Origin of the sequence: Moraxella equi (assembly GCF_002027555.1) — a bacterium.
Lineage (GTDB): Bacteria > Pseudomonadota > Gammaproteobacteria > Pseudomonadales > Moraxellaceae > Moraxella > Moraxella equi.
Genome location: NZ_MXAP01000066.1, coordinates 1 through 20046, shown reverse-complemented (window position 1 = coordinate 20046; position 20046 = coordinate 1). Strand labels below are relative to the sequence as shown.

The following is a 20046-nucleotide window of genomic DNA, read 5'->3' as shown; positions in this document are numbered from 1 at the left end:
CCCTTTTCAATGTCATTTCTTTTTAAATTAAAACTTTAACAATTCAAGCTTGTATAGGCGATGAGTATTCATTGCCTTTTTGTTTTGCATCACTCATCTTAATTTACGTGAATTTGTTGGAAAAATAAAATTAACCTTGTATTACAAACACCAAAAATGGTACATTTTCAAAGCAGGCACAACCTAAGTTTGTATTTTTGCTACGTCCAAACAATAATTTTTATTCAACATACCTCAAAAATACTTCACTTTTTATTTTGTATAAACCATGTTATCTTATTTTTCATCTCTGTTGATTTATAGATTTTTTATTTGAGAATAAACATGACAACAGCCGAACAAAGCATATCGCCACAAACCAATGCACAAACACAAAAACTCACTTGGAGGGCCTTCGGGCCTGGCATTTTAATGGCATCTGCCGCCATTGGCGGTTCGCACCTTGTATCGTCCACCCAAGCTGGGGCGTTGTACGGTTGGCAACTTGCCATTATGATCGTGCTTGCCAACTTTTTTAAATACCCTTTTTACCGCTTTGGCACAGAATACGCCTACAAAACAGGCGACAGTCTCGTGGCAGGTTACGCCAAAAAATCCAAAGCCTACCTTTGGGCGTTTTTTGGCTTATCTGTCGTCTCAGGCGTGATTACCACAGGGGCAGTCGCCCTGCTCTGTGCGACCATTTTGGGCTTTATTTTGCCTTTTGAGCTAAATCCGCTTGTCCTATCCATCATTGTAATGACCGTCTCATGGGGGCTACTCATTGCAGGGCATTATAAGGTTTTGGACAATATCTCAAAGTGGATTATTCTGGCATTGACGGTTGCCACCATTTTGGCGGTCATCATCGCAGGTATGTCGCCAAAAGAAGTCGCTCCTGATTTTGTGTCGATGTCACCTTGGAACTTGGCGTCTTTGGGCTTTATCATCGCTCTTATGGGTTGGATGCCTGCTCCACTTGAATTTTCGGTCATTACATCTGTGTGGACTGCCAAAAAAATCCGCACCGACCGCACAAGCCATTTTCAAGGCGTGGTAGATTTTAACGTGGGCTATTTTACATCGGCGATTTTGGCATTATTTTTCTTGACGCTTGGCGTGTTTGTGCAATACGGCACAGGCGAAGAGATTGCCACCAAAGGCGGTGCTTACATCGGTCAGCTTGTACAAATGTATACAGAAACAATCGGTAGTTGGTCAAAAATTCTCGTGGCATTCATCGCTTTTTTGTGCATGTTTGGCACGGTCATCACGAGTGCAGACGGCTATGGGCGTACCAATGCCGAGAGTCTGTCGCTCATCAAAACAGGTACGACCGAGCTTACCGAAAAATACGTCATGCGTTGGACGACCGCTATGGTCATTGGTGGATTTATCTTGATTAATGTGTTTGCAGGACAAATGGCAAGCCTACTCAAATTTGCGATGATTAGCTCCTTTGTCTCCGCTCCGATTTTTGCCTACCTTAACTACTCTTTGGCAAAATCTGAGAACCTACTCACCCCAAAAATGAATATTTATGCCCTGCTTGGCATTGCTTTTTTGGCGGGATTTGCAGGATTGTTTTTGTTGCAGTTTTTTGGGATTATTGGTTAAAACTTGCAAAAAAACACATCAAAAAAAGGGCGACATCAATCGCCCTTTGTTTTTAAAAGCACCCTACCCTATTCCGTACCAAATTCCTTACGCTTATTGGCAAAAAATCTATCTAGCCTATCCATCGCATCTTCTAAGTCTATCAAATTGGGCAAAAATACGACCCTAAAATGGTCGGGCTTATCCCAATTAAAGCCCGTGCCTTGCACCATCAACACCTTTTCTTGGATAAGCAAATCCATCATAAAATTCATATCATTTTCAATGGGATAGATGCCTGTGTCAATCTTAGCAAAGCAATAAAACGCCCCTTGCGGTTTGGTGCAACTGATGCCCTTAATGGCGTTTAGACGAGAGACCGCCATTTCACGCTGTTTGTACAGTCGCCCTGTCGGTGCGGTCAGAGCTTGCATGGACTGATAACCGCCCATTGCCGTCTGTATGGCGTATTGGGCTGGTACATTGGCACACAGTCGCATACTGGCAAGCATGGTCAAGCCTTCGATAAAGTCGCCAGCATGGTCTTTTTTGCCAGAGAGCATGACCCAGCCCGAGCGATAACCTGCAATGCGGTGCGATTTTGACAAGCCGTTAAAGGTCAAAACGAGCGTCTTATCGGTAATCGTACACATGGGCGTATGCACAGCATCATCATACAAAATACGGTCATAAATCTCGTCTGCCATGATAACCAAGCCGTATTTTACCGCCAAATCGGCAATCTGCTCTAAGATTTCCTTGCTATACAATGCCCCTGTGGGATTGTTGGGATTGATGATGACAATGGCTTTGGTTTTGTCGGTGATTTTGCTTTCAATGTCCGCCAAATCGGGGTGCCAATTATCCTCCTCCACACAGCGATAATGCACCGCCTTGCCCCCTGCAAGATTGGCGGACGCTGTCCATAGCGGATAATCAGGCATGGGGATAAGCACTTCATCGCCGTCATCAAGCAGGGCTTGCAAGGTCATGACGATAAGCTCCGACACGCCATTACCGATATACACGTCATTGACATCGGTTGCCGACAGTAGTCCTTTGGCTTGATAATATTGCAAGATTGCCTTGCGAGCTGAAAAAATTCCCTTAGAATCGGAGTAGCCAGACGCATTTTGCAAGTTCATCGCCACATCTTGCACTATCTCATCGGGGGGCAACAGCCCAAACGGCTCAGGATTGCCAATGTTGAGCTTGATGATACGCTGACCTTCGGCTTCCATGCGGTTGGCAGTTTGCAGAAGTTCGCCACGAATGTCATAGCAGACGTTGGCAAGTTTGGCGGATTTTTTTAGGGCTTTCATGGGGGCTGCCTTATAAGAATGGTTGTGTAAATTTAATAGATTATATTGTAAATCAATATCTTGACTGGCATTATTAGCGGTTGGATTTGTCGATACATTGCCTGTCAAAAGATAATTTTCGGTCGTGCCTAGCACTTGGGCGACTATGGGGAGTTTGCTACTGGTGATGCCATTTTTATCGCATTCCCAGTTGGCAATCGCCCCACGACTGACAGACGCACCGTGGGCGTTTAACTTATCGGCTAGGGCTTGGGCGGATAATCCTAAGGATTTTCTAAGCTGTTTTAGGCGTTCGCCTTGCGTGGTGGGCGTATTCGGTGGATGGGTGTCTTTGGTCATCGCAGTCATTGCAAGTAAAAGTTGCAATTATCATACGCCCAATTGGCTAATTTTGCAAGAAAATTTTTGGATGGGGCGTATTGGGTGATTTAAGCCTCACAATCCAGACAGTTCATAGTAGCGATTGGTGAGTAATAAAGCCGTACATAGCCCAGCCAGTATCGCTACCAACCATGAAAATCCCCAAAAGAAACTGGCAACCAACACATAAACAAATAATGAGATTAGGGTGATTGCCAGCACCAAATACATCTTTACTTTGGTTGTTTTTTGTTTAGAAATACTGGCGCTGATTGCAAATGCCACCATTAGATTTACCATGCAAGACCATATCATTATTCACCCCAAATATCATCAGTCATGCTCTTATGATACTTGTTACCGTTACAAAAAGCAATTTGTTCTACGGTCTTTTTATGTTACACTTACCATTATTTGCAAGTATTTTGGAAGAAAATCATGTCATCATCTCACGCACTCACCGCCAACGACATCGCCCACATGAGCGAACACGACTGGCAAAACCGCCTAAGTGATGATGAATATTATATCCTACGCCAAAAAGGCACCGAGCGAGCTTTTACGGGCTTTTATACCGATGTGTTTGATAAGGGCGTGTATCGCTGTAAGGGCTGTAATGCCAAGCTGTTTGGCAGTAGTAGCAAATTTCACTCAGGCTGTGGCTGGCCAAGTTTTGACAAGACAATCAACGACACTGCCCTGACCGAAACGCTGGATTTATCGCATGGCATGAGACGTATTGAAGTGACTTGCACCAACTGTGTCGGGCATTTGAGGCACGTTTTCCCAGATGGACCAAGGGAGACCACAGGCATGAGATATTGCATTAACTCGGCGTCCATTCATCTTGAAAATCAATAATTTTTTTACAATTATCAATAACTTAAGATAAATCATGACAACCATTTATACCTTTACCGCCACCGATATTCGTGGCAATGTGGTTAATTTTGCCGATTTTAAAGACAAAGTGCTACTGATTGTCAATACCGCAAGCAAATGCGGATTTACACCACAGCTTGCAGGCTTGCAAGAATTACACACAAAATACCACGACAAAGGCTTGGTTGTCATCGGTTTTCCTTGCAATCAGTTTGGCGGACAAGAGCCTGATGACGAAACTGGCATTGCAGGTTTTTGTGAGATGAACTATGGCGTGGATTTTTTGATGATGAGCAAGGTTGATGTCAATGGTGACAACGCTCACCCGATTTTTGAGTTTTTAAAACGTGAGCAAGGCGGAATTCTGACCGATGCAATCAAGTGGAATTTTACCAAATTTTTGGTCGGTCTCGATGGCAAGGTGCTAGACCGCTACGCCCCCACCACCAAGCCTGAGAGTTTGGAAGATGACATCATCAAGGCATTGGCTTAAATTGGCAAATTTATATAGATTTTAATTTAATAAAAATCAAATACTTATAAGAAATTTTAAAATTTTTTGCAAAAACCATTTGACACCCATCAAAAAATCTATATAATACGCACCACAACGAACGACATACATAACAAATAAACATGGTTTAAATTGTTTATTAAAATAGTTAAGTAAGTTGAGTTCGGGCGGTTAGCTCAGTTGGTAGAGCGTCTGCCTTACAAGCAGAGGGTCAGCGGTTCGAATCCGTTACCGCCCACCATTTTAAATCTTTTATGGTTAAAAAAGATTAGCTTAGCAGCGGTAGTTCAGTTGGTTAGAATACCGGCCTGTCACGCCGGGGGTCGCGGGTTCGAGTCCCGTCCGCTGCGCCATTTTTAACTGGTTTTTCCAGTTTATCCCCTAAGTCTCCCCTGACTTAGGGATTTTTTATGTCTTTTGCGTGTCTATTTATCAATCATTTGCCAATAAATTTTCAATAAAATCTTTCAAAAATCTAGGGCGTGCCTACCTTTGGTATTTGCAATGAAAAATGAGAAAAAACGCAGACTGATTGTCATTCTATCAGATTTTCATGCAAAAATTGGTTGCAACGTTAAATTTTTATCATTATTTCTAAAATATTATCAATGTTCAACATTCCCTATCATTTATTTTTTACAAAATTTTACAAAATTTATCATAAATAACTTACCCTTTTGATAAAAATAGCATAAAATAGGCGGATATTTGTCCACTTTTGTGCTATTTTATCATGCGACATCGTACCCTTGACCCCTTTTTTCGCCGAATACTGATTGTGCTGTTTTGGGTGATTTTTCTGTATGCCCTGTATCTCATGCGTGCGGTGATTTTGCCTTTTGTGGCGGCGTTTATTTTGGCATACATGCTAAACCCTTTGGTAACACGATTGGCTCGTTACATGAATCGCATGCTTGCCATTGTGGTGGTGTATTTTGCCAGTGCGGTCGTCATGGGAGCGTTGCTGGTGTGGTTCGTGCCTGTACTGTGGGGACAGCTGACCCTTGCATGGGAATCACTGCCCCTTGCTGTTGAATGGTATAACACTACGGCAAGGGCATGGATAAGTCAGCACATGGGCGGACGTCCCATGCCTCTTGAAGTTGATGTCATCTCAAATGCACTCATTGAGTACGCTCAGAAAAATTATCAGGTGGCGGATGCTCAATCACTCATTAAAAAGGTATTAAACTCAGGCATGGTGGTGGCGAATAACATCGGCATGGCAGTAATGGTGCCGATATTGACGTTTTATTTTCTCATCGGCTGGCAAAAACGTTTGGATGTGTGGCTACATGCCATGCCAAAACCGTCTCAGCCTAAGGTATTAGCCATTGCCAAAGACTGCGATACCACGCTCATGAACTTTATCAAGGGTCAGCTTAGCGTCATGTTACTGCTTGGGGCGATTTATGCCATACAACTACAACTCATCGGACTAAAATTCGGACTGCTCATCGGCATCGGGGCAGGCGTGGCAAGTTTTGTGCCGTATTTGGGTTTTGGTGTAGGAATTATTGTAGCGATTGTCGTGGGGCTGTTCCAATTTGGTTTTGACCCCATTTATATCGGTCTTATCATTGGGGCGTTTATGGTCGGTCAAGCGATGGAAGGCTATGTATTACAACCCTTACTGCTTGGCGATAAAATTGGATTGTCGCCATTATGGGTGATTTTCTCGGTATTGGCAGGAGCGTCCTTGTTTGGTTTTGTTGGTATGCTCATCGCCCTGCCCGTGTCGGCAATTTTAAATGTTCTGTTTCATCATGCGTACTGTGCTTATCTGGACAGTGATTGGTATAAAGGGCAGAAACAGCTGACGTTGTGGTAAGTTTTTAAACCACTATCGATTTTTAAAAAATAAATAATGGCAGGGTTTGTCTTTGACATTATTTATTTGGGCGGTTATTTGGGTTTGGGTGGCAGATACGCTATAATGGGCAATTTTTGACACTTTACCGGCTTAACCGATGAACATTCTTAACCACTTTAGCAAAGACCAATGGTTCTCAAACGTCCGTGGCGATGTGCTGTCAGGGCTTGTGGTCGCCCTCGCCCTTATTCCAGAAGCGATTGCCTTTTCCATCATTGCAGGGGTTGACCCAAAAGTGGGGCTGTATACATCCTTTTGCATTGCGGTGGTGATTAGCTTTTTTGGTGGTCGCCCTGCCATGATTTCGGCAGCCACGGGGGCGATGGCACTTGTTTTGGCAAGCCTTGCCAAAAATCATGGGCTAGAATACATGCTTGCCGCCACGCTACTGACAGGCGTGATACAAATCATTTTTGGCTTTTTAAAAGTCGGGTGTCTTATGAAATTTGTCGCCCGTGCGGTGGTCGTGGGCTTTGTCAATGCGTTGGCGATACTGATTTTTATGGCACAACTGCCTGAGATTTTGGGACGTGGCATGGCAACCTATGTCTTGATTGCACTCGGGCTTGGGATTATTTCTGTCTTTCCTTATGTTCCCAAACTTGGCAAAATCCTGCCATCGCCCCTTATTACCATTGTCGCCTTGACCATCATCAGCGTGATGATGGGACTTGATGTGCGGACGGTGGGCGACATGGGCGAGTTGCCTGATACGTTGCCTGTGTTTTTGTTGCCTGACATTCCCTTGAATTTGGAAACATTGTCCATATGCACTTAGCCTATCGGCGGTGGGTCTGCTTGAATCCTTGATGACGGCAACCATCGTGGACGAGATGACCGACACCACAAGCGACAAAAACCAAGAATGCAAAGGGCAAGGGGTCGCCAACATCGTAGCAGGGTTTTTTGGGGGCATGGCAGGCTGTGCGATGATTGGGCAATCGGTCATCAACGTCAAATCAGGCGGTCGCACACGGCTATCCACGTTGTTGGCGGGTGTGATTTTGCTTATCATGGTCGTATTTTTGAGCGATGTATTAAGTGTCATTCCCATGCCAGCACTGGTGGCGGTGATGATTATGGTGTCCATCGGCACGTTTAATTGGCAGTCGGTCAAGGAGCTAAAAACGCACCCCTTGGGCTTTAATGTCGTCATGATTGCCCACGGTCGCCATCGTGCTATACACGCATAATCTAGCCCTTGGTGTGGGGGCAGGCGTGCTACTTGCGTCTTTGTTTTTTGCCAATAAAATCGGTCGCTTTATGTCGGTACAATCCTTACCCACGCCAGATGAGACCGCGCTTGCCTATGGCGTGGTAGGGCAGGTATTTTTTGCCAGTGCTGACCGATTTGTGGCTCAATTTGATTTTGATAAGCCCGTCAAGGCGGTAAGCATTGATTTGACTTATGCTCATTTTTGGGACGTAACAGCCGTATCCGCCCTTGACAAAATCGTCATGAAATACCGCAAAAAAGGCGTATCGGTAGAAGTCTTTGGGCTAAATGAAGCGAGCAAAACCTTGGTGGATAAATTTGGCGTACATGACAAACATGATGGCAAGGATATTATTTTTGAGCATTAGGGCGATATGACTTGCAAAACCGCCAAAAATTTGGTATATATAGCACATTTTTAAATCAGTTGAAAACCGCTGAGCGACTCTAGCAGACTTTGGGATACCAAGCTTACATGACCGACCTTTTTCAGTCCGCCCTAGACCTTGATGTACAAGAGGAATCTCGTCTTTCGGATTTTACGTCCGTGGGCTATCAAGCAGTCATCATCGCCACCCAAAAGCTCTGCCAAGGCGAGTTGCCTGAAATCTTTATTTATGGCAAAAAAGGCTCTGGCAAATCCCATCTCGCTCTCGCCATTTATAACGAATACACCAAAACAGGCAAAACCGCCATCAGTCTATCGCTTGACAAGATGATAGAGAGCGAGGGCGATGACGCGTCTGCCCTACAAGGCTTACAGCTGTTCGACCTTGTGATACTAGATGATGTCGAGGCGGTAGCACGCAGTCATGAATGGCAAGAGGGACTGTTTCATCTGATTAATGAAGTCAGACGTGAACAAAAACAGCTCGTGTTCCTAGCCAACGACCCTGCCCGTGAGCTGGACATTAACTTGCTCGACCTGCTCACGCGGCTGTCGCTTGCCCCTGCCTTTAAACTGCCCGATGGCGATAACCCTGCCGACCGTGAGGCAATGTTAAAGTCCATTCTAAGACGTAAAAACTGGCGACTGCCCCCTGTTATTTTTGAATATCTGGTCAGCGATGGTCCTTATAATGCCACGGACATGATGAGTGTGCTAGACAGCATCTCGCCCCTGCTCACACGATTGGCACGCACGCCCGTGAGCAAAAAAACCTTAGAAGACACCAAAAAAATCATCGATAAAGAAACTCTACTTTTGGAGCTGGGCGACTACATCGATGACATGGATGGCTGATTTTGTTTTACCGATTTTAAATAATTAGCGTTTTCTCACTTTCTCCAACCCCACCCAATAGGAAATACCATGAAAAAATTAAGCCTACTGCTCGCTCTCGCACTTGCCACCCCTGCTTTTGCCGAGGTACGTCTGAACGTGGATGAGCACATCAAAGTGACCGCCATCAATGGGCAAGAGATTAAACACGGAGCCTTACAACCACTCAAACGTGAGTTCACCCTTGACGCTGGTCGCCATGTCATTACCGCTCGCTATGACCGCTTATTTGACTTGCCCCGTGGCGAGCATGATTACCTAAAATCAGGTAACGTTACCATCACCGCCGACCTAGCGGACAACCAAACTTATCAGCTGGTCATGCCAAATCAGCCAAGCAACTACCGTGACGCCAAAGAATACGCCAAAGCCCCTACCCTTGCCATCAGCCAAAATGGCAAAGTGTTGGCTTCTGAGCAGACCGTAGAGAGTCGCACGGGTATTTTATCAACACTGGGCGACAGCATTGGCGGACTGTTCGGTCGTGATGATGCTACCCGAGCTAACCAAAAAGCCATCGCCGCCCTTAACCAAGCCCCCACGCAGCCCACCACTCCAACCATGGTCACCCCCAAGGATAACCTAGACGGCTTTATGCAACTGTGGCTCAACGCTACCCCCGAAGAGCGTGAAAAAATCCGTCAATGGGTTGAAAAATGATTTAAGCATTTTTAAAAAGCTGTCTTTGGACGGCTTTTTTGTTGGCTATAAACTGCATACGCCAAGGAGATGATTTTGAAATTAAGCAAAAAACAAATTTTCATGGTTAAATTATAATATAATGATTGATTTGACCTGTAGTTTTCTTTTTAAAATAAGAGTTTAAAAAATGGATTATGTTAAATAAAATAATTTCCACAACGCTTTAAAAGTTTGTTAAAATACAAAACACTGTTATATTATGATGTAGCCATATCATGTCTGTTTATCAATTAAAAACTGCGTTTCAAAACAAACTTCGCCCCATCAGTAACACGCTGATCAAACAAGGCTTCACCGCCAATCAAATCACCCTATCGGCGGTGATATTAAGCCTTATCACGGCTCATCTGATTGCCCGTCACGCAAAACACCATAAGGCTTACTGGTATCTACTACCCACAGGGCTGTTTGTCCGCATGGCAATGAATGCCATCGATGGCATGATGGCAAAAGAACACGGACAAGCCAGTACGCTCGGGGCATGGCTCAATGAAAGTGGCGATATGGTCTCAGACACCGCACTCTTTTTGGGGCTATTGCCACACACCAATCACCCTGCCCATCTTGGTTTCATCACCGCCCTATCGCTAGCAACAGAGCTAACCGCCATCATGGCAACCCTGCTCACGGGCGAGCGTGCCAATCATGGACCCTTGGGAAAAAGCGACCGTGCCTTGGCACTTGGGATATTTGGACTGATAAAGGGGCTGGATAAAGAGCTAAGCCATGAACGCCTAATCCTTATCATCGCCCAGTTGTTACTTATCAAAACCATCATCAATCGTGGGCAAGCCATCATTTACCATCGCCCCGCAAATCAACAGTAGTTTTGCAAGGCCGACAAAGTTAATAAGGATTTATCATGCAACCCATCAGCACAGCAAATATTCATGAATATCACAGCACGTTTAATAGCTATGACGGCACGGCCATGTTCTATCGCTACTGGCTCACCGACAAGTCAGAGCGTGTCTATGACCATGATGACCTAAAAATCATTGTCATGCTCCATCGTGGTGGGCATGAACATTCACAAAGGCTGACCGACATGGCTCATGCCTTCGTCAAACAAGGCTATCAAGTCTTTGCATGGGACGCACGGGGCAACGGACGTTCAGGCGGTGAGCGAGACCATGCCGAGAGCTTTGGGCAATTGGTGCGTGATTTAGATGAATTTTTAAAAGTCATTAAACCCAAACGCACGCCAATGATGAGCAAATTGCACTCATCGCCAGTAGTTTGGGAGCGGTCATTGCCAGTGCCTATGTACATGACTACGCCCCCAATATTCGTGGCATGATACTCGGCACGCCTGCCCTTGCCATTCGTCTGTATGTCCCCTTTGCCCTGCCAGCACTCAAAGTCGCCAAAAAACTCGGGGTCATGTCTCGTGTCAAGCTACGTCAAAGCCCAAGTGCTCACACAAAGCATCTCTCGCGACCTGCTCATCGACTCCCTACAAACAGGGGCACGCCTGCTCGATGACGCAGGTGCTATCACCACACCGACCATGATACTGTGTGCAGGTCAGGATTATGTCGTGGACAAAGAAGCGATACGCACCTTTTATGACCGCATTCGTTCGCCCATTAAGCGTTGGGCGTATTATCCCAAAAGTTTTCACGCCATTTTTCATGAAGTCAATAAACAAGACGTCTTCGCCGACTGTTTGGCATTTACCGATGAACTTTTTGCCAGTCCGCCCCAAACTGTGGACTTGACATCTGCCCACAACCCAACCACACACGCCCAAAGTTTTAGTAAAGACAAAGTCGATACACTCATGGCAAAAGGCTTTAACCCCAGTTTTGCCATGACTAAATTTATGATAGAACGCTTTGGACATGTCAGTGACGGAGTATCAGCGGGGGTAACACACGGCTTTGATTCGGGCGTGTCGCTAGATAAGGTTTATCAAAATGAACCACGTGGTAAGTTCGGTGTGGGCAGGCTCATTGATAATTTTTATTTAAATAACATCGGTTGGCGTGGCATTCGCATTCGCAAAGCTCATCTGTTAGAATTGGCAGAGATTGCCATTGACAAACACCTTAACGCACACCCCGACAAACAGCCCATCAAACTCTTGGACATCGCCAGTGGTAATGGTTATTATGCGTTTGAACTTCTGCATAAATATCCCACACTGACCGCCACGCTACGAGATTATGATTCACACAATGTCAGCGTCATGAAGGATAAAGCTGTCAAACAAGGTCTGTCATCACGAGCGACCATCAGCCAGCAAGACGCTTTTTGTACTGATAGCTATCACTCATCTGATAACGACATCGCCATCGTCTCAGGGCTGTTTGAGTTGTTCTCGGATAACACCCTTATCCAAACCGCTCTAAGTGGTATGCACCGAGAATTATCAGACGGCGGTTATCTGCTATACACCAATCAGCCGTGGCACCCCGAACAAGAATTCATCGGCAAAACCCTAAACAGCCATCAAGGCACAGATTGGGTCATGCGATGTCGCTCACAAGCCGAAATCGACCAATTGGTTGCACAGGCAGGCTTTAAAAAGATTGATATGCGAATTGATGAGTTTGGTATTTTTAGCGTGTCTTTGGCGGTCAAACTTCCTACCTAACCATGACCACAAACACACCGCCCCTTACAAAACCCCCTTATCGCCGAGCCCTACTCATGGCAGGCGGGGGGTTACGCTTTGGTTATTATTTGGGGATTTATCAGGCGTTGTGCGATACAGGCAGGCGACCTGATTTGGTGATTGGTAACTGTGGCGGAGCAATGGCAACCGCCCTGTTATTAGAAGCCCTATCCGATTCGTCAGAGACAAGTCGGCAGTCGCTTATCGCTGTGATGAACAGTCGCTTGCTTTATGAAACTATCGGTAGCATTACTGACAAACGCTCTGACAGTTATGGGCAGTATCTCATGCCTGCCCTAAAACGTTGGTGTCGTTATCAACTCTCTCATCTACTTAACCGTCCTATCCGCCACACTCATCTGACGGATAAACTCATCGGCAACCTCACCCGTCACGCCATCGGTCATGTGGACGGCGAAACGCACACGCCCTGTTGGCGTTTTGATGAACCCATCTCCAAGCCGTCCGCCACACACGTTCTGATTCTCGCCAGTCAGCTGAATCGTATTCACGCCCATCATCAATGGCAAGGGCTACTGTGGACGTCAAACCCTCTGCTTTGGCAAGCCCTTGAAGAGCTAACCCCGACCAACATCATGGCACGCTACTCACCGCTCATTTGTGCCGATTATCATTCGACCAATCTGCCCTTGTCCGTCATGGTGCGTGCGTCCATCACAGACATGTATTATTTACCGCCCCTATGTCATGATGACCGCTGTCTTATGGGCGGAGTCATGGATTTGACACCCATTGAACTTGCCTGTCAGCTTGCCGATGTGGTGTATGCTGAACCAAAATCCCCCTTTGACCGTGTGCTTGCCGAACCTGCCATTCATCACGTCTTTGGCTTCTCGCCCAATGCTCGCCTGCAAGATGTGCATGATTATATGACAAATAACCCCCAAATACGCCATTTAGATACCAAAGATTATCGCCGTGTCCGCCCTTTATTTGACAAAAAACCCAATCTTCGACAAGGGCGTATTTTGGCATATCATCATGATTTTGATACTTTTGTCCAAATCACTGCCGAGCAGTTTGCCTATGGCTATGATGTGGGACTGCGTTGTGATGAGTGAATTGGGTAATTATTTTAAGAGAAAGTTAAAATTTTACTCTATAAATCAATTACTTATATTAAATTAAAAGGCATAAATAAATGAACACCCCCCAAACCATCATCATCTTTGGCGGTACGAGCGGTATCGGTCTTGCCCTTGCCAAATGGCACGCCCATCAAGGCAATCTGGTTACGGTCATTGGTAGCAATCCCCACAAAGTACAAGCCATCTTAGAGCTTGACAACATCACCGCCATCTGCTGTGATGTCCGCTGTCGTACTCAGCGGGATGAACTCTTGAAACGGCTAGATACGCCTTTTTCTCAGCTGATTTATAGCATTGGCAAATATTATCCCGAACGCAAACAAGCCCTTAGTGCCGATGAAAGCCATGATATGCTCATGCTAAATTTGCAAGCCTTTCAAGCGGTGTTTGCTTGGGCAAGTGAGTGTCTTATTCACAAAAAAACAAGTTCAAGAAAAACAAACCATTCATCACACCACGCTCGCCACGCCCACAAGTTTGGTCGCCATCTCATCTGTGGCAGGGCTATTTGACTTTCAAGGGGCAAGCCTATACGCTCACTGCAAGCGTGCGATGATACAAGACACGCTCGCCTATCGCATGGCACTTGCTCCATTTGGCATACAAGTCATCGCCATCGCTTGTGGCTATGTTGACACAGCGACATTAAGGCAGTTGCATGGCGGACGAGCCGACAAGCCATTTTTAATCAGCGAACAAGAAGCCGTCCATCAAATCATTTACGCCATACATAACGACATCGCCCTACACGTCTTTCCCAAACCCATGAAAGCCATTGCCAAGCTCCTGACCGCCCTGCCTCGTCCCTTACTTGCCAAAGTCATGCAATTACAGTACCACCATCAAGACCGCAAATAGTGGCACGCTCACAAGCAGGCTATCCATTCTGTCCAAAAGTCCGCCATGCCCTGCAAGCCACACCCCCATGTCCTTGACCTGATGACGGCGTTTGACACTAGATTCTAACAAATCGCCAACAATACCGCACGCCCCAAGCGACACCGCCAATAGTACCAACTGACCCATGCCAAAATCAGTCAAAACTTGCCCCACGGGTAGGCTTAGTACCATCATCAACAGCACGCCAAACACCGCTCCTTCAATGGTCTTATTGGGGCTAAGGTTGGGGGCAAGTTTGCTAGCAAACAGGCGATGACCAAAGGCTCGCCCCATGAGATATTGGCACACATCACAAACCTGCACCGCAAATAGGACAAACAACAGCACGGATAAAGGCTTGACGGTCAAGGCAAGCCACACCCACGCCAGCCCAAACAGTCCGATATAACCCACAAATAGTCCATCACGCCATGTCCACACCTTAATCACTCGCCACAGCTCCCACAGGGCAATAGCACTCATCAGCATGCCCAATGTCGCCACGCCATACCGCCCAAGTATAAAGGCAAGCCACAGCACTGCCAACAGCCAAAACCATGACCGCACTGTTTGATAAACCTCCTGATATTTGCCCAAGCATTTGATAAACAACATGATAAGCAAGACAACCGCCATCAAGAGTAATAATAAATATTCACTCATGCCAATAACCCCCGCGCACGGTGCTTGCCATAGGACGACAGCACAGAATCCATCATCTCTTTATCCTGCACGGACAGCCGATGTGGACAAATACCCTGTTGCAAGGCAAGTAGGCATATCATCACCGCCACACTCCTAGATTGTCCCATCGCACATTGGCAGATAATGAGCGTGTTAGGCTCGTCTGCTTGCTTGATATCATCATATAACGCCCTGATATTGTTCATAATGGTGTCATCAAAATACTGCAAATCCATCACGCCAAGATTAACATACTGCCACTTTGTCACTGTTCTCTTATCCGCCAGTAGCCTAGCATGGGCAAAATCAGATGCCATCTCCGCACAAACATCTACCCACAGTATCTGCCGATATCGCCCAGCGTATTGGCTTAACTCATCTAGCACATCATCAGACAGATGACCGATTGCCATAATGGTAAACGCTTGGGTGTGAATCACTCGCCTGCCAATGTCGTGACACACAAAATGACACGCCCACGCCAGTCGCCACATGAGCTTATAAATGATGATAATGGGTAAACCCAATCCGTACGCACTGGAACGAAATGCACCAACATGATGTTTATCTGTCTGTTTGGCTAATAGACTGGTTATCCATGACGGCTTGGCATAGAGCCACGCCACCGAGAACAGACCCAAACAGCCATACATGCCCATAATTTTTGCCATGATTGCCCACGCCGTACCTTGATAACCCACCAAGACAGGCACGACCGCCCACCCCAAAAACCACAGCACCCCAAGCGTGATAAACTTCATCATCGCTCGCCCTGTGATGTGTGGCAAGGCATGAAGCCATCGCTCCGCAACCAATACCACCACCGCAAGCCCAAGCCCTGCGACCACGTCCGTCACATGATGTTGCCACGTAAAAAGCGTTGCTCCTGCTATCGCTACACAGATAAGACTTAGCCCTGCACGATACAGACCACGCCACCGCCCTTGCACCACATGCCATAAACTCACCCCAAACAGCAGTGCATAGCAGGCGTGCAAGGATGGCAGTTGATTATAAGGCTTATCCACGAGCGACAACAGCTCATACGCCCACCGCCACTGCTCCGACATGACAGGTCTATCATAGGCAAACACCAAAGGATAAGCATAAAAGCACAGGCACGCCACCAACGTCCCAAGCACCAAACGGTGCAACAGCCGAGACAGCATGGCAGACGACACCACATAAAAACTCAGCACAAACAACACAAAGGATAAACTATAAGGCACTATCGCCCACGCCACAAATGGCGCGACATCATAGCGACTTGCCACCGACCCCACCGCTATTGGCGTGTGCGACATCAAAGCGTGCGTATAGTCATTGGTTAGGGGATATGCTAGCCCAAATACCACCAATGCCTTGACAAGTGCCATCGTTCGCTGTTTTAGGTCATCATTCATGATTGCCAAATGTGTACAAATAAACTGCATTAAATGCCAAATTCACCCCAAAGTCAAGTAAAAATAGCCTAAGCAAAAACAAATTCACACTAATTTGCACACCCATTCTTAGCCGATTTTAAAAAATCCAACTGGTTGGTTTTTTTATAAAATTTACCAAAAATCTGACAATCATCTGTCCGACAAATTGATGAAAATTTGCCCAATTTCTTTACAAAATTTTCTTAAAAATTTTTATCCATCTCTTGACAAGCCTCAAAGCCTTACCCTGTCTTTTCTGTACGTTTTTCAAGTTTGGTTAAAATGACAAAATCACAGATTGGCACAAAATACAAGCTAGTATTTTAAAAATTTTTAGGCTATATTGTGCTACCTTAGAAATGCATTACTACATCTAGTGGTTAATTTTTAAATAGAAAAATCGCTAAGTCATTGAGATTTGGTAATTTTTTACAATTTACAACAAAAACGGGTGATTTTATGACACACATCGACCAAATCAAAGTCAAAAAAAGAGACGGCACCTTTGAACCCATCAACCTTGATAAGATTCACAAGGTCATCACATGGGCAGCCAAAGGATTAGACAACGTCTCCGTGTCGCAAGTGGAACTAAAATCACACATTCAGTTTTATGACGGCATTGCTACCCGTGACATTCATGAGACCATCATCAAGGCGGCAGCGGACTTAATCTCAGCCGAAACGCCTGATTATCAATATCTGGCGGCTCGTCTTGCCATTTTTCATCTACGCAAGATTGCCTATGGCGACTATGAACCGCCACATCTGTATGACCATGTCGCTCGCTTGACCGAAATAGGCAAATACGACAAGCACATTTTGGCAGATTATGACCGTGCCGAATTTGATGAACTAAACGCCTACATCGACCACGAACGTGACATGAACCTTGCCTATGCAGCGGTTGAACAGATGATGGGCAAATATCTCGTCCAAGACCGTGTCACCAAAAAAGTCTATGAAAGCCCCCAGTTTTTGTACATTTTGGTTGGCATGTGCCTATTTGCCAGCTATGATAAAGCGGTACGACTGGACTACATCAAGCGTTTTTATGACGCTACATCCAACTTCTACATCTCACTGCCTACCCCCATCATGTCAGGCGTGCGTACCCCCACCCGTCAGTTTAGCTCATGCGTACTCATCGAATGTGGCGACAACCTAGACAGCATCAACGCCACCACATCCGCCATCGTCCGCTACGTCTCACAGCGTGCGGGTATTGGCGTGAATGCAGGGGCGATTCGTGCGTTAGGCTCACCCATTCGTGGCGGTGAAGCTCAGCACACAGGCTGCATTCCCTTTTTTAAAATGTTCCAAGCGGCGGTTAAGTCCTGCTCACAAGGTGGCGTGCGTGGCGGGGCAGCGACTTTGTTTTATCCGCTCTGGCATTTAGAAGTGGAAAGTTTGCTTGTCCTAAAAAACAACCGTGGCGTCGAGGACAACCGTGTCCGTCACATGGATTATGGCGTGCAGATTAACAAAACACTCTACACCCGACTCATCAAAAACGAAGACATCACCCTATTCTCCCCGTCTGATGTGGCAGGGCTTTATGACGCATTTTTTGCTAACCAAGCCGAATTTGAACGTCTCTACACCCTATATGAAAATGACGAGAGCATTCGCAAACGCAAAATCCCTGCCCGTGAGCTGTTTAGTCTCATGCTCCAAGAGCGTGCCAGTACGGGGCGTATCTATGTCCAAAACGTTGATCACTGCAACACGCACAGCCCCTTTGACCCGTCTGTTGCCCCTGTTCGCCAATCTAACCTATGCATGGAAATCGCCCTACCCACCAAACCGCTTGATAACATCAATGATGAGCATGGCGAGATTGCCCTATGTACGTTGTCCGCCATCAATCTAGGCAAGATTGACAAGCTAGAAGAGATGAGGGAGCCTGCCGAGCTGATTGTGCGTGCGTTGGACGCTTTGCTTGACTATCAAGACTATCCTGTCATCGCCGCCAAAAATGGTAGCATGAACCGTCGTACACTCGGTGTGGGTGTGATTAACTACGCCTATTATCTTGCCAAAAACGGCACACGCTACTCAGACATGGGGGCGATTGGACTGACCCACCGCACTTTTGAAGCGTTCCAGTATTATCTGCTAGAAGCGTCGAACAAACTTGCCCAAGAAAAAGGGGCTTGCCCTGCATTTGGCGAGACGACATACAGCCAAGGTATTTTGCCGATTGATACCTACAAGGCGGATTTGGATAACATCTGCAATGAGCCACTACACCTAGACTGGGAAGCCCTGCGTGCCAATATCAAACAGCACGGTCTGCGTAACTCCACCTTATCAGCTCTCATGCCATCTGAGACATCTAGCCAAATTGCCAACGCCACCAACGGTATCGAACCGCCACGGGGCTTGGTGTCGGTCAAACAGTCAAAGGATGGCATTTTAAAACAAGTTGTGCCTGACATTGAGAATTTGGCAAATAAATACGAGCTGTTATGGCAAATGCCTGACAATAACGGCTACCTAAAACTCGTTGGCATCATGCAAAAATTCATCGACCAGTCCATCTCTGCCAACACCAACTATGACCCCAGCAAGTTTGAAGGCGGAAAAGTCCCCATGAAAATCATGATTCAAGACCTGCTTACCGCTTATAAACTGGGCGTAAAAACCCTATATTATCACAACACCCGAGACGGAGCAGATGACAGCCAAGGCGAGTTAGATGACGGCTGTGCAGGCGGGGCGTGTAAGTTGTGATTTTAAAATCAAGCCTATCGATTGGTAGGCTTGATTTTTGGCTTTTTATAAAAAATGAAAGATGTAGATATACTCCCATTATTTATAATACCCAAGATAAATACCGCAAATAAACCTATATAAAAACTAAAAGAATGCTCACCAAAAAAATAAGCGGTCTGTTACTCCTATGAGTGGTTAGGCTTTTTATATAAATACGGAGAAAATATAATGAAATTCATTATAGCAATATTAATGACTTCATTATTATCTTGCGGTTATGATAAAACTGGACATCATGTCACTTCAAAAATTAATGCTACTAATACAGACGAGTACGACCGTTATGTCATGCAAAAAAATAAATGACATCGCAATAAATGGCGTCATTGATGACAACGAAAAAACGAAAAGGCTGTTGTTGGACTTGGTGCCAGAAGCAAATCGCATGAATGATGAGAATAAAAAGTACAAAGCATTATTACAAATATATACATTAACAGATGTTCACAAAGCCATAGATTTTATTGATGAAGTTCTTAGGAAAAACCCCGATCATTGGTTACTTATTTATAAATGCCAACTTATGAAAATCAATAATTACGACAATGATAAGGTAACAAATTGCTTTTCTCATATTGCCAAAAAAGCAAAAGAAGAAATTAAGAAAAATAACTATAACAAAAAAGACAATACCAAAGAAATTTTGTTGTACTATCTGGCTGAGATAAATGCTGGAAATATGGAGTATATTCAAAAATCAAAAGATTTATTAGATAAAATACCAGACCCAAAAAAGAAAGATGAGTTGTATCAAATTTTTAATAGCCAAATAGATATTGAAAATTAACATCTGGTATTGTTTGATAAAGATATACCAACCGAACCC

The 20046-nt window shown here is 45.5% G+C and carries 17 protein-coding genes, 2 tRNA genes and 2 pseudogenes; 17 read left to right on the top strand and 4 right to left on the bottom strand.

Going from position 1 to position 20046, the window contains the following annotated elements; translation table 11 throughout:
- The first annotated feature begins 324 nt into the window (after positions 1-324).
- Positions 325-1596, top strand: coding sequence for an NRAMP family divalent metal transporter (locus tag B5J93_RS06950; RefSeq protein WP_079325729.1), 1272 nt, complete (start codon positions 325-327; stop codon positions 1594-1596).
- Between the two features lie 68 nt (positions 1597-1664).
- On the opposite strand, the gene B5J93_RS06945 is transcribed toward B5J93_RS06950, so the two are convergent.
- Both B5J93_RS06945 and B5J93_RS06940 read right to left on the bottom strand, forming a co-directional pair.
- Positions 1665-3236, bottom strand: coding sequence for an aminotransferase class I/II-fold pyridoxal phosphate-dependent enzyme (locus B5J93_RS06945; protein ID WP_079325728.1), 1572 nt, complete (start codon positions 3234-3236; stop codon positions 1665-1667).
- Positions 3237-3332: 96 nt separating this feature from the next.
- Positions 3333-3557: a hypothetical protein gene (locus B5J93_RS06940; protein WP_143823502.1), complete on the bottom strand. Its 225-nt coding sequence runs from the start codon at positions 3555-3557 to the stop codon at positions 3333-3335.
- A gap of 138 nt (positions 3558-3695) precedes the next feature.
- Here B5J93_RS06940 and msrB point away from each other — a divergent pair, with 138 nt between their 5' ends.
- The 14 genes and pseudogenes from msrB (at position 3696) to B5J93_RS14190 (ending at position 14313) form a co-directional block, all read left to right on the top strand.
- The gene (msrB, locus tag B5J93_RS06935) at positions 3696-4118 is read left to right on the top strand and encodes a peptide-methionine (R)-S-oxide reductase MsrB (RefSeq protein WP_079325726.1); all 423 of its coding nucleotides are present in this window, start codon (positions 3696-3698) and stop codon (positions 4116-4118) included.
- A 34-nt stretch (positions 4119-4152) separates the two neighbouring features.
- Positions 4153-4632: a glutathione peroxidase gene (locus B5J93_RS06930; protein ID WP_079325725.1), complete on the top strand. Its 480-nt coding sequence runs from the start codon at positions 4153-4155 to the stop codon at positions 4630-4632.
- Between the two features lie 186 nt (positions 4633-4818).
- Positions 4819-4894: transfer RNA gene (locus tag B5J93_RS06925), tRNA-Val, on the top strand.
- A gap of 35 nt (positions 4895-4929) precedes the next feature.
- A tRNA-Asp gene (locus B5J93_RS06920) sits at positions 4930-5006 on the top strand.
- A 380-nt stretch (positions 5007-5386) separates the two neighbouring features.
- Positions 5387-6484: an AI-2E family transporter gene (locus tag B5J93_RS06915; RefSeq protein WP_079325724.1), complete on the top strand. Its 1098-nt coding sequence runs from the start codon at positions 5387-5389 to the stop codon at positions 6482-6484.
- A 139-nt stretch (positions 6485-6623) separates the two neighbouring features.
- Positions 6624-8110 (top strand): annotated as a pseudogene (locus B5J93_RS06910) (SulP family inorganic anion transporter).
- A 107-nt stretch (positions 8111-8217) separates the two neighbouring features.
- Entirely contained in the window at positions 8218-8985 is a 768-nt protein-coding gene (locus B5J93_RS06905) for a DnaA ATPase domain-containing protein (RefSeq protein ID WP_078274783.1), read from the top strand.
- 69 nt (positions 8986-9054) lie between these two features.
- Positions 9055-9684, top strand: a complete 630-nt coding sequence (locus B5J93_RS06900) for a DUF2057 domain-containing protein (protein WP_079325723.1) — start codon at positions 9055-9057, stop codon at positions 9682-9684.
- A gap of 257 nt (positions 9685-9941) precedes the next feature.
- Entirely contained in the window at positions 9942-10553 is a 612-nt protein-coding gene (locus B5J93_RS06895) for a CDP-alcohol phosphatidyltransferase family protein (RefSeq protein ID WP_079325722.1), read from the top strand.
- A gap of 35 nt (positions 10554-10588) precedes the next feature.
- Positions 10589-11308: pseudogene (locus tag B5J93_RS14400) on the top strand (alpha/beta fold hydrolase); the annotation flags it as partial.
- An 87-nt stretch (positions 11309-11395) separates the two neighbouring features.
- Positions 11396-12325 carry a class I SAM-dependent methyltransferase family protein gene (locus B5J93_RS06880; protein WP_228144895.1) on the top strand — a complete coding sequence of 310 codons (930 nt, stop codon included), beginning with the start codon at positions 11396-11398 and terminating at the stop codon, positions 12323-12325.
- Between the two features lie 2 nt (positions 12326-12327).
- Positions 12328-13428 (top strand): patatin-like phospholipase family protein, encoded by a 1101-nt coding sequence (locus B5J93_RS06875; RefSeq protein WP_079325718.1) that lies wholly within the window; start codon positions 12328-12330, stop codon positions 13426-13428.
- Between the two features lie 80 nt (positions 13429-13508).
- Positions 13509-13967 carry an SDR family NAD(P)-dependent oxidoreductase gene (locus B5J93_RS14195; RefSeq protein ID WP_079325717.1) on the top strand — a complete coding sequence of 153 codons (459 nt, stop codon included), beginning with the start codon at positions 13509-13511 and terminating at the stop codon, positions 13965-13967.
- The gene (locus tag B5J93_RS14190; protein WP_338065638.1) at positions 13855-14313 is read left to right on the top strand and encodes an SDR family NAD(P)-dependent oxidoreductase; all 459 of its coding nucleotides are present in this window, start codon (positions 13855-13857) and stop codon (positions 14311-14313) included. Before B5J93_RS14195 ends, B5J93_RS14190 begins: the two co-directional genes overlap by 113 nt.
- On the opposite strand, the gene B5J93_RS06860 is transcribed toward B5J93_RS14190, so the two are convergent.
- Together B5J93_RS06860 and B5J93_RS06855 are read right to left on the bottom strand one after the other, a co-directional pair.
- Positions 14284-14997 (bottom strand): phosphatidate cytidylyltransferase, encoded by a 714-nt coding sequence (locus B5J93_RS06860; RefSeq protein ID WP_079325715.1) that lies wholly within the window; start codon positions 14995-14997, stop codon positions 14284-14286. The genes B5J93_RS14190 and B5J93_RS06860 overlap by 30 nt on opposite strands.
- Positions 14994-16421, bottom strand: a complete 1428-nt coding sequence (locus B5J93_RS06855) for a phosphatase PAP2 family protein (protein WP_167432583.1) — start codon at positions 16419-16421, stop codon at positions 14994-14996. Before B5J93_RS06855 ends, B5J93_RS06860 begins: the two co-directional genes overlap by 4 nt.
- A 480-nt stretch (positions 16422-16901) precedes the next feature.
- Between B5J93_RS06855 and nrdA the strand changes: the two genes are divergently transcribed.
- Together nrdA and B5J93_RS06845 are read left to right on the top strand one after the other, a co-directional pair.
- Entirely contained in the window at positions 16902-19178 is a 2277-nt protein-coding gene (gene nrdA, locus B5J93_RS06850) for a class 1a ribonucleoside-diphosphate reductase subunit alpha (RefSeq protein ID WP_079325713.1), read from the top strand.
- A gap of 277 nt (positions 19179-19455) precedes the next feature.
- The gene (locus B5J93_RS06845; protein ID WP_143823501.1) at positions 19456-20007 is read left to right on the top strand and encodes a hypothetical protein; all 552 of its coding nucleotides are present in this window, start codon (positions 19456-19458) and stop codon (positions 20005-20007) included.
- Positions 20008-20046: the final 39 nt, after the last annotated feature.